The 13,289-nt window shown below is 36.6% G+C and carries 13 protein-coding genes; 9 read left to right on the top strand and 4 right to left on the bottom strand.

Annotated elements, in window-relative coordinates:
• Positions 1 to 15 precede the first annotated feature (15 nt).
• Both HMPREF0381_RS13285 and HMPREF0381_RS13280 read left to right on the top strand, forming a co-directional pair.
• Positions 16 to 885: a transporter substrate-binding domain-containing protein gene (locus HMPREF0381_RS13285; protein WP_008752528.1), complete on the top strand. Its 870-nt coding sequence runs from the start codon at positions 16 to 18 to the stop codon at positions 883 to 885.
• 121 nt (positions 886 to 1,006) lie between these two features.
• A complete protein-coding gene (locus HMPREF0381_RS13280) occupies positions 1,007 to 1,495 on the top strand; it encodes an HD domain-containing protein (protein ID WP_008752527.1) in 489 nt (162 codons plus the stop codon).
• Here the strand turns inward: HMPREF0381_RS13280 and HMPREF0381_RS13275 are convergent.
• The 3 genes from HMPREF0381_RS13275 to HMPREF0381_RS13265 all read right to left on the bottom strand — a co-directional run bounded on the left by HMPREF0381_RS13275 (position 1,492) and on the right by HMPREF0381_RS13265 (position 3,225).
• On the bottom strand, positions 1,492 to 2,064 hold the full coding sequence (locus HMPREF0381_RS13275; protein ID WP_008752526.1) for a DUF421 domain-containing protein: 573 nt from the start codon (positions 2,062 to 2,064) through the stop codon (positions 1,492 to 1,494). The genes HMPREF0381_RS13280 and HMPREF0381_RS13275 overlap by 4 nt on opposite strands.
• Positions 2,065 to 2,067: 3 nt before the next feature.
• Positions 2,068 to 2,517, bottom strand: a complete 450-nt coding sequence (locus HMPREF0381_RS13270; RefSeq protein ID WP_008752525.1) for a DUF3290 family protein — start codon at positions 2,515 to 2,517, stop codon at positions 2,068 to 2,070.
• Positions 2,518 to 2,586: 69 nt separating this feature from the next.
• Positions 2,587 to 3,225 carry a DUF421 domain-containing protein gene (locus HMPREF0381_RS13265; RefSeq protein WP_008752524.1) on the bottom strand — a complete coding sequence of 213 codons (639 nt, stop codon included), beginning with the start codon at positions 3,223 to 3,225 and terminating at the stop codon, positions 2,587 to 2,589.
• A gap of 536 nt (positions 3,226 to 3,761) precedes the next feature.
• Between HMPREF0381_RS13265 and nrdD the strand changes: the two genes are divergently transcribed.
• Positions 3,762 to 5,930, top strand: coding sequence for an anaerobic ribonucleoside-triphosphate reductase (nrdD, locus tag HMPREF0381_RS13260; protein WP_008752523.1), 2,169 nt, complete (start codon positions 3,762 to 3,764; stop codon positions 5,928 to 5,930).
• A gap of 115 nt (positions 5,931 to 6,045) precedes the next feature.
• Here the strand turns inward: nrdD and tyrS are convergent, their stop codons facing one another.
• Positions 6,046 to 7,272, bottom strand: coding sequence for a tyrosine--tRNA ligase (gene tyrS, locus HMPREF0381_RS13255; protein WP_040461516.1), 1,227 nt, complete (start codon positions 7,270 to 7,272; stop codon positions 6,046 to 6,048).
• Positions 7,273 to 7,505: 233 nt separating this feature from the next.
• On the opposite strand from tyrS, the gene HMPREF0381_RS13250 reads away from it, so the two are divergent.
• From HMPREF0381_RS13250 to HMPREF0381_RS13225, 6 genes are all read left to right on the top strand, one after another.
• Positions 7,506 to 8,534 carry a 3-deoxy-7-phosphoheptulonate synthase gene (locus tag HMPREF0381_RS13250; protein WP_008752521.1) on the top strand — a complete coding sequence of 343 codons (1,029 nt, stop codon included), beginning with the start codon at positions 7,506 to 7,508 and terminating at the stop codon, positions 8,532 to 8,534.
• Complete coding sequence (nrdG, locus tag HMPREF0381_RS13245; RefSeq protein ID WP_008752520.1) at positions 8,534 to 9,082, top strand: anaerobic ribonucleoside-triphosphate reductase activating protein; 549 nt, start codon at positions 8,534 to 8,536, stop codon at positions 9,080 to 9,082. Before HMPREF0381_RS13250 ends, nrdG begins: the two co-directional genes overlap by 1 nt.
• A gap of 4 nt (positions 9,083 to 9,086) precedes the next feature.
• Complete coding sequence (locus tag HMPREF0381_RS13240) at positions 9,087 to 9,725, top strand: hypothetical protein (protein WP_008752519.1); 639 nt, start codon at positions 9,087 to 9,089, stop codon at positions 9,723 to 9,725.
• 90 nt (positions 9,726 to 9,815) lie between these two features.
• Positions 9,816 to 11,282 carry a sensor histidine kinase gene (locus HMPREF0381_RS13235; RefSeq protein ID WP_008752518.1) on the top strand — a complete coding sequence of 489 codons (1,467 nt, stop codon included), beginning with the start codon at positions 9,816 to 9,818 and terminating at the stop codon, positions 11,280 to 11,282.
• Between the two features lie 13 nt (positions 11,283 to 11,295).
• The gene (locus HMPREF0381_RS13230) at positions 11,296 to 12,012 is read left to right on the top strand and encodes a response regulator transcription factor (protein ID WP_008752517.1); all 717 of its coding nucleotides are present in this window, start codon (positions 11,296 to 11,298) and stop codon (positions 12,010 to 12,012) included.
• Positions 12,013 to 12,135: 123 nt separating this feature from the next.
• Complete coding sequence (locus HMPREF0381_RS13225; protein ID WP_008752516.1) at positions 12,136 to 13,242, top strand: TRAP transporter substrate-binding protein; 1,107 nt, start codon at positions 12,136 to 12,138, stop codon at positions 13,240 to 13,242.
• Positions 13,243 to 13,289 lie beyond the last annotated feature (47 nt).

Genomic DNA, 13,289 nt, shown 5'->3' with positions numbered 1-13,289 from the left:
TTGGAGGATTTTACTATGAAGAAAGTTAAATTGATTGGTTTATTAGGTATTTTAGCTGCCGGTGCTTTGGCACTCAGTGCATGCGGTTCATCATCAAAGACTGCTGACGACGGTGGCAAGAGCAAAAAAAACAACTTTAGAACACTTGATGAAATAAAAAAGTCGGGAACTATAAATATCGGTGTGTTCTCAGACAAGCATCCGTTTGGATATGTGGATGAGAACGGTGAGTATCAGGGATATGATATCTATTTTGGAAATAAACTGGGTGAGGACCTTGGTGTTAAGATAAACTATGTAAGTACAGAGGCGGCAAACAGAGTGGAATATCTTGAAACAGGAAAAGTTGACCTTATACTTGCAAACTTTACCGTTACACCTGAGAGAGCTGAGGCTGTAGATTTTGCACTTCCATATATGAATGTCGGTCTTGGTGTTATCTCATCTGAGAGCAATAAGGTAGACAGTCTTGACAATTGGAATGCAAGTGATGAGATGATTGTAATATCAGGAACAACGGCAGAGCCGTTTATGATCAAGAATTATCCGAATATCAAGCTTCAAAAGTATGATACATATGCCAACGCTAAGAATGCACTTCTTAACGGCAGCGGTAAAGCATGGGTAAATGATAATACGGAGGTACTTGCATTTGCTAAGAGCAATCCCGGATATGTGGTAGGTATTGATGACCTTGGGGTAAAGGATACTATTGCACCGGCTGTAACAAAGGGCAATACAACATTGCTTGATTGGGTAAACAGTGAAATTGAAACTCTTGGTAAAGAAAACTTTTTCCACAAAGACTATGAAGCAACACTTACAGATACATACGGTGCGGAATATGCCGATACTCTTGTAATAGAGGGCGGAAAGACAAAATAAATAAAACAAAAAAGGCTGTCTGTAATCATAAAGATTGCAGATAGTCTTTTTATTAAAAAAAGATTTTTATAATAAACTGACTTGCGATATAATGATATAAATTTGATGTGGGAGGTAATATATGACAGTTAATGAAGTAATGGAGAAGATGATTGTAATAAGTCATGGAAGCTTCAGAGATATAAACCATTTTTTGAAGGTATGGGCTTATGCAAGGAATATAGGAATTGGAGAGAATCTGGATGAAAACACTCAAAAGACTTTGGAGACGGCCGCTATAGTACATGATATCTCCTGTCCGTCACTTAGAGCAAAGTATGGCAGTGCGGACGGAAAAAAGCAGGAGGAGGTGTCATCTCCTATGATAAAAGAGTTTTTTGCCGGTACAGACCTGCATACAGATGTAGTAGACAGAATAGATTATATGATAGCACATCATCACACCTATACCGATGTAGACGGCATTGATTTGCAGATACTGCTTGAAGCGGATTTCTTGGTGAATGCGGAAGAGATGAATCTAAGTAGGTCTTCAATAGAAGATGTGATGAAGAATATATTTAAAACAGAGACAGGTATCAGATACCTGAAAGAATTATTCTTAATCTAAAAAAGAACCTTAAGGGGTTCTTTTTTATGCTTAGTTTTTGCCGGAGGGAGCAACGCTATAAGTTCTAAAATATCTTCATTTATTTTGCCGTTTGATATAAGTGGAAATTTCGGAGCGGAAGATTTCATATCTATGATAGTCAGTTTGCCGTTGGTCTCCATGATGGCGGATTTTATATCCTCAGTTGAATCAAGACCCTCGGTTCTGATAGTCAGCATAAGCTGTTCTGCCGATATACCCACCTTGGCACAGTTGGCAACATTGACCTTGCCGTTTTTTACCAATGTAATAGGATTACCTACAACCAACGATTTTATAAAACCGATATTTATCATAAGCTTAACGATAATAACAACAAGAGACCATACAAGTATAAATATCAAAAAAGTTAAGATGGATATGGATGTATTGTAAATAACACCGCCTATAATACCGCCAAGTACATAGTTTTGGATTTGATTTAACGGAGTATTTACAGAAAATTCATGCTTACCGAGAATATGTATCTGTAAAATCATTATCAAAATACCTAAAATAAATTTAATTCCTACTAAAAAATATATATTCATAATCTATTTTTCTCCATTGATATATACATTATGATTTATTACATGTGTACGCTCTAAAGTATACGAGTTATTGTCATTATTCAGGTGTACGGTATAATCCTCATCATTGTATCTTACTATTATTCCATCCTTTAAAGTTGTGGAGTTTACCATAATATTATACGGTGAAATATTATTATCTGTAGCAACACTTTCAATAAATTTCAAAAGTACATGAGACTGTGAAAAATCACGATTGTTTTGGGTATAATGTTCTACCTGAATACCAAGCAGTATAAATGTCAAAACCACAATACCTATTGAGATATCTCTGAGTCTTGTTTTCATCCTGTCTTTCATAAACTTAAAGCTTGTAAGTATAACAATCGCTAAAAGTATGATAATGATGGCGGAACGCAAAATCAAATCGGCTGACTGGGTTTTGACTAAATATTCCAGTGTGTAAAAATTCATAAATAATTTGTTCCTTTCTATATTATTTATATTATAAAATTATTTACATTATAAAACTTCAAAGCGGAGTTATTTAACCTTCGGATATTCTGTGATATACAGTTCACCGTTTACATATTCACCAAGAAAGACATCCTGTATGCTTTCTATACCTTGTTCCTTTATATAAGTGAGAAGCCATGTTTCATTATGTCCTATAAGCTCCAGAATATCCTGATTTAACTTACCGTTTGAAATAATAGGAAATTTCGGCGTAGCGGATTGCATATCTATGATAGTCAATTTGCCGTTGGTTTCCATAATTGCCGACTTTACCTCTTTTGTAGAAGTAAGCCCTTCCATTCTTATATGAAGCATAAGCTGTTCGGCTGAAAGTCCTACTTTGGCACAGTTTGCAACATTTACAACTCCGTTTCTTATAAGTACAACCGGGTTTCCTACAACCAGAGATTTTATAAACTTTATATTGATCATCAGCTTTACAATGATGACAACCAGTGACCAGACAAGTATAAATATCAGAAAGGTCAAGATAGATATGGAAGTATTATAAATAACACCGCCTATAATACCGCCAAGCACATAGTTTTGTATCTGATTCAAAGGAGTATTTATAGAGAATTCATATTTACCCAGTATATGTATTTGTAATATCATTACAAGGATACCCAAGATAAATTTTATTCCGACTAACAAATATATATTCATAAATCACCTCATTAGTTTATATTTCTATATACTATCTGTTATCTGATTAGTATCTTTGAAAAGTGAAACTGAGTATCTTATAGCATTTTACAGATAATATTGCAAGTATAAAATTCAGTATATATATTTGAAGCTTAATAAATGCCTTGAGTTTTTTTGCTTATCTGTAATTCGGATTGTTTTTATAATTATTTTGGATACAAGGTATAATAGTTTCAAATCCGATAAAAACAATAGTGAAGTCCGGTTTGTTAAACTTTTTATGGTCAAAAATTATAAGGAGATTACTTTTATTTCTTGTTTTGAAGATATCAATAATTTTTTTGAATAATCATATAGAAAGTTCTAACACAGTATATTGTAATTCACGGATTGACCCGACACTATATATTGTGTATACTATGAATTCGTAAGGCAAAGGGAGTCAAAAGGGCTTTGTTTATTATAGAGTTGAACAGCCCGGTCTAATAAAATCAACTGCGAGTTTATCGCAGATTATATATAGTAATATAGTAAATATTAGGAAGGATTCAGATATGAGAATCATAAAAAGAAGCGGTGCAGAGGTGGATTTTGATATATCAAAGATAATAGCAGCGATATATAAAGCCAATGCTGTAGTAGGTGAAGATGATAAGTTAAAGAAATCACAGGTAGACCGCATTGCAAATACTGTAGAAAACCAATGTTGGAGCATGAACCGTGCCATGAGTGTGGAGGAAATCCAAGATATGGTAGAGGACGGCATTATGAGAGAGAATGCTTACGAGGTTGCAAGAAGATACATTACATATAGATATGTTCAAAATATTAAGAGAAAAAACAATACCACAGATGACAAGATTTTATCACTTATCGAATGTGACAATGAGGAAGTAAAGCAGGAAAATTCCAATAAAAATCCTACAGTTGCGTCAGTACAAAGAGACTATATGGCGGGAGAAGTTTCCAAGGATCTTACAGAGAGAATACTTCTTGACAGTGAGGTGGTAGAGGCGCATAAGGTGGGAATACTGCACTTCCATGATGCGGATTACTTTGCACAGCATATGCATAACTGCGATCTTGTAAATCTTGAAGATATGCTTCAAAACGGTACCGTAATTTCAGGTACATTTATTGAGAAACCGCACAGCTTTTCAACAGCCTGCAATATTGCCACACAGATTATTGCACAGGTGGCATCAAGCCAGTATGGCGGACAGAGTATTTCACTTACTCATCTTGCACCTTTTGTAGATGTAAGCCGAAAGAAGATCCGTGATGAGGTGGAAGCTGAGATGTATGGTTTGGGTGTTTCCAATGAGAGAAAAGAAGAAATCGTAGAGAACAGACTTCGTAAGGAAATCACCAAGGGTGTACAGACAATACAGTATCAAGTGGTCACTTTGATGACTACCAACGGTCAGGCTCCTTTCATTACAGTATTTATGTATCTGAATGAAGCAAAGAATGAGCAGGAAAAAGAAGACCTTGCACTTATTATAGAAGAGATGATAAGACAGAGATATCAGGGTGTAAAGAATGAGAGTGGAGTTTGGGTGACACCTGCATTCCCTAAGCTTATTTATGTGCTTGAGGAGGATAATGTTCGTCCGGGAAGCAGATACTATCATCTTACAAAGCTTGCTGCAAAATGTACTGCAAAGAGACTTGTACCCGACTATGTTTCAGAGAAGAAGATGTTTGAGTATAAGGTAGATAAAAACGGCAACGGCAATTGCTATACTCCAATGGGGTGCAGAAGTTTTTTAACACCATATGTGGATGAAAACGGTAAGGCAAAGTACTATGGAAGATTCAATCAGGGTGTTGTTACAATTAATCTTGTTGATGTGGCACTTTCATCAGGTGGTGATACTACAAAGTTTTGGAACATATTTGATGAAAGACTTGAGCTTTGTCACAGGGCGTTAAGAGCAAGACATGAGAGACTAAAGGGTACTCCTTCAGATGTGGCACCTATACTTTGGCAGTATGGAGCACTTGGCAGATTAAAAAAGGGTGAGCCGATTGATAAGCTCTTATATGGCGGCTACTCTACAATAAGTCTTGGATATGCCGGATTATATGAGTGTGTAAAGTATATGACGGGAAAGAGCCATACAGATGACGCCTCAAAACCTTTTGCACTAAGTGTTATGCAGAAAATGAATGATAAGTGTAATGAGTGGAAGAAAGCGGAGAATATAGACTACTCTCCATACGGTACACCGCTTGAGTCTACAACATATAAGTTTGCTAAGGCTCTTCAAAAGAGATTCGGTATCATAGAGGGAATTACAGACAAGAATTATATTACAAACAGCTACCATGTACATGTATCTGAGGACATTGATGCATTTACAAAACTTAAGTTTGAGAGTGAGTTCCAAAAGCTTTCACCGGGTGGTGCGATAAGCTATGTGGAAGTACCGAATATGCAGGACAATCTCGAGGCTGTAATGAGTCTGCTTGGATTTATCTATGACAATACCATGTATGCGGAGCTGAATACAAAGTCGGACTACTGTCAGGAATGCGGTTTTGACGGTGAAATTAAGATTGTAAAGGATAAGGGCAAACTTGTATGGAAATGCCCGAAATGTGGAAACACAGACCAGAGTAAGCTCAATGTGGCAAGAAGAACCTGCGGTTATATAGGAACACAGTTCTGGAATCAGGGCAGAACACAGGAGATTGCGGACAGAGTATTACATTTGTAATTAAAATCATAAAAAAATACATAAAAAAGGAAGTATCAGGGGCAAGGCAAAATGCACTTTCATGGATACTTCCTTTTTATGTTGTAGGGGTTGAGATAGGATGTTATAGCGGAATTTATTCAGATTTTACCTTACAGAAATTCTTTTTACCTCTCTTAATAAGCAGTCCTTCACCTGCAAAATCATCCTTTGTGAAAGTTTTCTTTATGTCCTTTATAACTTCACCTTCTATAGATACTCCGCCCTGCTCTATATTTCTTCTGGCTTCCGATCTTGTCTTTGAAAGTCCGCATACCGCAAGTACACCTGAAAGATCTATAGTGTCGTCTCTGTAATCCTCAGGACGGAGAATGTATGTAGGAACATTGCTCATATCACCGCCGCCTGTAAATAGAGACTTACCGGCAGCATTAGCCTTTTTAGCCTCTTCTTTGCCATGTACAAGTTCTGTAAGATGCATTGCAAGGATTTCTTTGGCTTCATTTAGCTTAGCACCCTCCCATAAAGACATTTCCTCTATCTGCTCAAGCGGCAGGAAGGTAAGCATTCTAAGGCAGGTGAGAACATCGGCATCAGGAAGATTTCTCCAATACTGGTAGAACTCAAAAGGAGTGGTCTTATTAGGATCAAGCCAAACGGCACCGCCCACAGTCTTACCCATTTTCTTGCCTTCCGAGTTTAGTAAAAGAGTGATGGTCATAGCATGTGCATCCTTACCAAGTTTTCTTCTGATAAGCTCTGTACCTCCGAGCATATTTGACCACTGATCGTCACCACCGAACTGCATATTACAGCCATAGTCAAGGAAAAGTCTGTAGAAGTCATAGCTTTGAAGTATCATATAGTTAAACTCAAGGAATGAAAGGCCGTTTGCCATACGATTTTCATAACACTTTGCTCTAAGCATATTATTGACGGAAAAATGCGGACCTATATCACGAATAAATTCCATATAATTGAGATCTCTGAGCCAGTCGGCATTGTTTACCATTCTTGCCTTGTTTTCACCAAACTCGATAAATCGGCTCATCTGCTTTTTAAAACATTCACAGTTGTGATCAATATCTTCTATAGTAAGAACTTTTCTAAGGTCGCTTCTGCCGGAAGGATCGCCGATCATACCTGTACCGCCGCCGACCAGTGCTATAGGCTTGTTTCCTGCCATCTGAAGTCTTTTCATCAGACAAAGTGCCATAAAATGACCTACATGCAGGCTGTCTGCCGTAGGGTCAAATCCTATATAGAATGTGGCCTCACCGTTATTTATCATTTTGCTTATTTCTTCTTCATTTGTGACCTGAGCAATAAGCCCTCTGGCCTTAAGTTCTTCATAACAATTCATATCATCCATCCTTATTCTATAGCTTAATCTAATAAATTGCATAAAAGTATAACAAAGTAAATTGAAAGGGTCAAGCTTGCTAAATTTTTCTTATTACTATATACTGTTTAGAATTACAGTTTGTGTCGGTAAGTACCGACATGGCTTAAAACAACAGCAAATTATACCATTGTAAAAGTACAGGGTGCCAAGCATTTATATAAAAGCATCTATGTATGTAGAAAGAGGAAGTTATGGGAATAAAATATATCAGCAATCTTCCAAGTCCGGAGGAAATAATATCGGAATATCCTTTAAGAAATGATTTGAAGGAGAGAAAAAAAGAGTTTGACAAAACTGTCGCAGATATTTTCACAGGAAAAAGCGATAAATTTTTGGCAATTATAGGACCTTGCTCAGCAGATAATGAAGATTCGGTACTTGACTATGTTGTGAGACTTGCAAAGGTAGCGGATGAGATAAAGGATAAGATAACAGTTATACCGAGAGTGTACACCAATAAGCCGAGAACAAACGGTGACGGTTACAAGGGACTTTTGCATCAACCGAATCCTGAGAAAAAACCGAATGTACATGAAGGACTTATAGCTATCAGGAAGATGCATTTAAGAGTAGTTAAAGAGACAGGAATGTTTACTGCGGATGAGATGCTTTATCCTGACAATCTTGGATATTTAGATGATGTACTCAGTTATATTGCAGTAGGTGCCAGATCTGTAGAAAATCAGCAACACAGACTTACATCATCAGGTGCAGATGTTCCTGTAGGTATGAAAAATCCTACAAGCGGTGATATGTCAGTAATGCTTAATGCAATTTATGCGGCACAGCAGTCACATGAGTTCATATACAGAAACTACGAGATAAAGACTGACGGCAATCCGCTTGCACATGCAATACTTCGCGGTGCTGTAAACAAGCATGGTCAGTGTCTGCCGAATTATCACTATGAGGATTTGAAACTCTTACATGATTTATACTTGGAAAGGGATATTGTCAATCCGGCAGTTATAGTGGATGCAAATCACTCCAACTCAAATAAGAAGTATAAAGAACAGGTACGTATTGTAAAAGAAGTGTTGCACTCAATGAGATACTCTGAGGAGATTAAAAATTTTGTAAAGGGTGTAATGATTGAGAGCTATATTGAAGAAGGAAATCAAAGAATAGAAGAGCATATATACGGAAAATCAATCACAGATCCATGCCTTGGCTTTGAAGATTCAAAGAAACTTCTTTTGGAGATGGCAGAGATTTTATAATGAACTACGCAAATATAAAATTTGATGATATAGCGAACGGACCGGGAGTAAGGACATCACTATTTGTATCAGGCTGTACACATGCCTGTAAAGGTTGCTTTAATGAGGTGGCATGGGATTTCAAATATGGAAAAGCATTTACGAATGATACTATGGAAAAGATATTGGATTCAATTAAGCCTGAATATATATCCGGTATGACCATATTAGGGGGGGAACCTATGGAAAAGGTCAATCAAAGAGGTATATTGCCGCTGATAGAGGAGTTTAAAAAAAGATTTCCGACTAAAAGCATTTGGATATATTCAGGATACACATTTGATGTGGATCTGGTACCGGGAGGAAGAGCATACTGTGAGGTCACACAGGATATTTTGAGCAATATTGATGTGATAGTTGACGGAAAGTTTGTAGAAGAACTTTATGATATCACACTTAGGTTTAGAGGCAGTTCAAATCAAAGACTTATAGATGTGAAGCGGAGCATGAAAAATAATAAAGTAGTGCTTTGGGAAGGGGATGCCGTATTTGCATCTCACAGCATGTAAGCGGATGGAAAAAGAGCTTATTATCAAAGACAAAAATATAATATATATAGGCGGCAATCAAAACTGGTTTTTGCCGCTTGGGTATAAGGATATATCTAAGTACGGCTGCGGTATAGTGGCTGTATGTAATTTTTTACTTTGTTTTTTCAGATCGGAATACAGAAGCGGATATGAGATAAGTAAGGATACATTTATTTCATTTGTACTGAGTATTTATAAGAAATATTTGTGCATACTGAATAATGTCTTTATAAAGGGGCTTACAGGTTTTGCACTTGCAAACGGTATAAACAGATATTTTTCAGATAATCATATAAAGATGAAGGCGAGATGGGGTCACAGCCTTAATATAATACACAAGGTAAAAAAGAGTTTGCAAAACGGAAGACCTGTAATACTTGGTGTGGGGCCAAGCTTTCTAATTAAAAACATGGGAGTGGATGCTCTTGATATAGATAGCGGCAATACAATAAAGCTCTGTTCACATTATGTGCTGATATATGATTGTAAAGATGAGGATGGAGATACGTTTTTTTATATTTCATCATGGGGAAGAAGGTATAAGATTTCTTACAGAGATTTTAACAGATACCAAAGAAGTACTCTGTTTGGATTTTTACTTTCAAATATATTAGAGATATAACTATGATGCAGCTTTGTTGTGGGGATACTATAGAAGAATTTATTTTTCTGTAGTATCCTTTTCTTATATATAGATTTAGGATGGCGGAATATGAAAAGAAAAATTTTTAATCAATCTATAAAATATAAAATAGGTATTTTCATAATTGCTGTAATTACGGCACTTATTGTGGATATCTGCTTTGACTTCTTTGTGGTTGAGTATACATCTTCAGGATTCGGTGAGATACTTAGAGAAATTTCCGTTTGCTATGAGCTACAGGATGCATTGAGCGTTGAGAAGTCACAGTTTGTCTATTATATAAGAAATAGAGACAACAAGGAAGAACTGTTAAAGAGCTGTAAGAAAACAGATGAGATAGTGGATAAGCTGCCGCTTGACATAAGATATATGGATAAGGAGAGGTATTCAAGGGTTTGGAGTATAAAAAACAGCTACCCTGTATATGCAGGCAAAAGGCGGGAAATTATAGACTCAGACTATGATGCAAAGGATTTTATAGAAAAGGTCTATGACATATATGAGATGCAGGACTATCTGATAAGTTATGGCGAAAGACTGATGGATATTACCTTAAGTGAAAATAATGAGATTTATCAAAAACAGGCAAAATTTTTTAAGAGATTACCTTTTATTATAGGTATTGTGTTGATTCCCATTATAGTGTGGATAATATATATGGCAATCAGGTTACAGGCATTGATACTCTCACCTATAAACAAGATGGTGGAAATATCAAAGAATATTGCAAAGAACATATTTTTTGATAAAGATATTGTGGTCAAAAATAAGGATGAGATGGGGGATTTGGTCAATGCTTTCAATAAGATGAAGCATGCCACGGCAGGATATATTACAGGCCTTGAGGAAAGATATGAGCTTTCAGAGTTGCTTCATAAGGAAGCTATGGAAAAGATGAAGATGGAAAAGAGGTTAAATGAGGCAAGGTTCGACTTGTTGAAAAGTCAGATAAATCCGCATTTTTTATTTAATACATTAAATATTATAGCGGCATCCGCAAACCTTGAAGATGCCAAGGACACTGAGGATATGATAAGAGCATTGGGGAATATCTTTCGTTACAGTCTAAAGACTGATGAGAAGCAGGTAAGCCTTGAAAGAGAGCTTAGTATAGTAAAGGACTATATGTATATACAAAAGATGCGTTTTGGTGACAGAATATCATATGAGATAGTTTCAAAGGTAGAAAATGATAAGGTGTATATCCCTTCTTTTTCATTGCAACCGATAGTTGAGAATGCCATAGTGCATGGTATATCAAAGAAGGAGGAGGGCGGAAAGGTTGTAATAAGAGTATGGGAAAGGGATTATATGCTGCATATAATAGTGGCCGACACCGGAGTAGGTATGAGAAAGGAGAGATTATTTGAGCTTCGTGATTTTATGAAAAAGAGGTCTACCGCCAAGATAGGCATCGGCTTCGGGAATATATATAAGCGTATCAAGAATATTTATAAGACCGGAGATTTAAGGATTTATTCTAAAGAAGGTAAGATGACCGTGGTTTATTTTATGATACCGCAGATAAGCATTTAATTGTGGAGGAGATATGAATTTACTGATAGCAGATGATGAGAATTTGGAACTTAGAGTACTTGAAAAGACTATAAAAAAATATTTTATAGATGAGCTTAAAATTTTCGTTGCAGGCAACGGCAGAAATGCGGTACAGATCTGTGACGAGGTGAAGCCGGATATAGCACTTTTAGATATTGAAATGCCCGGAATGAACGGTATTGAGCTTGCAAAGTATATAAAAGAAAAGTATGTGGAGTGTATTATCATATTTATAACGGCATATGACAGGTTTGACTATGCTATAGAGGCAATGCATATCAAGGCGTTTGACTATCTGTTAAAGCCATGGAAAGAGGAGAAACTTTATGAACTTATACATGTGGCAATGGAAAATGTAAAAAAGTCACAAAAAACGGACGATATTATATATTCTCAAAAAGATGTAATAAAAGATTATATAGATAAGAATTATAAAAAGGATATAAGTGCAAAAGATGTTGCAAGTATACTTGGGTATTCGGATGTGTATTTTTCCAAAGTGTTCAAACAACTCTTTGATGATAACTTTATCAACTATCTGACCGGACTTAGAATAAACAGAGCGAAAGAACTGTTAAAAGATGTAAGTTTTAATATAAAAGAAGTCGGGAAAAGTGTGGGATATGCGGACTCAAATTACTTTACAAAGGTGTTTAAAAGGTCAACAGGAATGAGCCCGTCAGAGTATAGAGGAAAACATAAAGGCTAGATTAAAAATTTACTTGTTTTATTAAAATATTACTATTTAAATAATATTTCCTTAAATATAAAATATCCATATAAGGTTTTGAGGCTATGTGAGTTGGCCTTAGTATTTATTTTCGGAGGAAATATGAAAAAGAAATTTTTAGCGATAGCATTAGCTACATTAACGGTATCGACACTGGCAGGATGCACTATGAAGAGTCCAGAGATGACATCTACATCAGCTACAAATACTAAAGAGAGTACTGATTCAAAGGCTGATAGTAAAACGGAGAGTAAAGCGGAGAGTAAAGCGGACAGTAAGTCTGACGGTGTTGAGGTAACTTTGGTATATGCGGAGGTAAACCCGCTTGATACAATTGTGGGACAGAGCGGAACCGCATTCAAAGAGAAAGTGGAAGAGCTTTCAGGCGGAAAGATTCATATTGATATACAGGCAAGCGGTGTACTCGGTTCGGAAAATGATGTGCTTGACGGAATGCTTGGCGGAACCGGTACAGTGGATATGTCAAGAATATCGGCATTTGCTCTTACAAGCTATGGTGCAAAGAAGGCCTCACTTCTTTCAATGCCATATACTTTCAACTCAAGAGAACATTTCTGGAAATTTGTAGACAGTGACCTTTCAAAGGAATTTTTACAGGAAACATCAGATCTTAACCTCGGTATTAAAAGCCTATACTATGGAGAAGAAGGTTTCAGACATTTCTTTACAAAGAATCCTGTGACCAAGGTGGAAGACCTTAAGGGAATGAAGCTTAGAGTGTCAAATGATCCTATTATGAACGGTATGGTTGAGGGTCTGGGAGCATCACCGACAGTAGTTGCATTTAATGAGCTTTACTCAGCACTTCAGACAGGTGTCGTAGACGGTGCGGAGCAGCCGATTACAAACTATAAGTCAAATGCCTTCCCCGAGGTGGCACCGAATATTATACTTGATGGACATACTCTCGGAGCGTTCCAGGTAGTTATCACAGATGCGGCTTGGGACAAACTTACAAAGGAGCAGCAGGATGTACTGGTTGAAGCGGGAAAGTATGTAGGTCAGGTAAACAGAGAGATTGCACAAAAGGCTGAGGACAAGGTATTGGAAGAACTTAAGGCAAATAAGGTAAATGTTGTAGAAGTGGCTGACAAATCACCTTGGAGAGAGGCAACAAAGGGAGTTGTAGAAAAATATACCGCAGATCAAAAAGAACTATATCAGAAGATACTTGATTTAGATAAATAATAAACTGCCTGTTGGGAACTTTCGGGGAGGTTTGTTGACAGAATGGA

This window comes from Lachnoanaerobaculum saburreum DSM 3986 (genome assembly GCF_000185385.1).
GTDB lineage: Bacteria > Bacillota > Clostridia > Lachnospirales > Lachnospiraceae > Lachnoanaerobaculum > Lachnoanaerobaculum saburreum.
The sequence above is the reverse complement of the archived record's forward strand: the minus strand, read 5'-3'. Positions and strand labels throughout refer to the sequence as shown.

Coding starts and splice junctions, on each gene's coding strand:
- HMPREF0381_RS13285 (WP_008752528.1), top strand. CDS start 16: ATGAAGAAAGTTAAATTGATTGGTTTATTAGGTATTTTAGCTGCCGGT.
- tyrS (WP_040461516.1), bottom strand. CDS start 7,272: ATGAATTGTTATGAAGAACTTAAGGCCAGAGGGCTTATTGCTCAGGTC.
- nrdD (WP_008752523.1), top strand. CDS start 3,762: ATGAGAATCATAAAAAGAAGCGGTGCAGAGGTGGATTTTGATATATCA.
- HMPREF0381_RS13240 (WP_008752519.1), top strand. CDS start 9,087: ATGGAAAAAGAGCTTATTATCAAAGACAAAAATATAATATATATAGGC.
- HMPREF0381_RS13265 (WP_008752524.1), bottom strand. CDS start 3,225: ATGAATATATATTTGTTAGTCGGAATAAAATTTATCTTGGGTATCCTT.
- HMPREF0381_RS13275 (WP_008752526.1), bottom strand. CDS start 2,064: ATGAATATATATTTTTTAGTAGGAATTAAATTTATTTTAGGTATTTTG.
- HMPREF0381_RS13230 (WP_008752517.1), top strand. CDS start 11,296: ATGAATTTACTGATAGCAGATGATGAGAATTTGGAACTTAGAGTACTT.
- HMPREF0381_RS13235 (WP_008752518.1), top strand. CDS start 9,816: ATGAAAAGAAAAATTTTTAATCAATCTATAAAATATAAAATAGGTATT.
- HMPREF0381_RS13250 (WP_008752521.1), top strand. CDS start 7,506: ATGGGAATAAAATATATCAGCAATCTTCCAAGTCCGGAGGAAATAATA.
- nrdG (WP_008752520.1), top strand. CDS start 8,534: ATGAACTACGCAAATATAAAATTTGATGATATAGCGAACGGACCGGGA.
- HMPREF0381_RS13270 (WP_008752525.1), bottom strand. CDS start 2,517: ATGAATTTTTACACACTGGAATATTTAGTCAAAACCCAGTCAGCCGAT.
- HMPREF0381_RS13225 (WP_008752516.1), top strand. CDS start 12,136: ATGAAAAAGAAATTTTTAGCGATAGCATTAGCTACATTAACGGTATCG.
- HMPREF0381_RS13280 (WP_008752527.1), top strand. CDS start 1,007: ATGACAGTTAATGAAGTAATGGAGAAGATGATTGTAATAAGTCATGGA.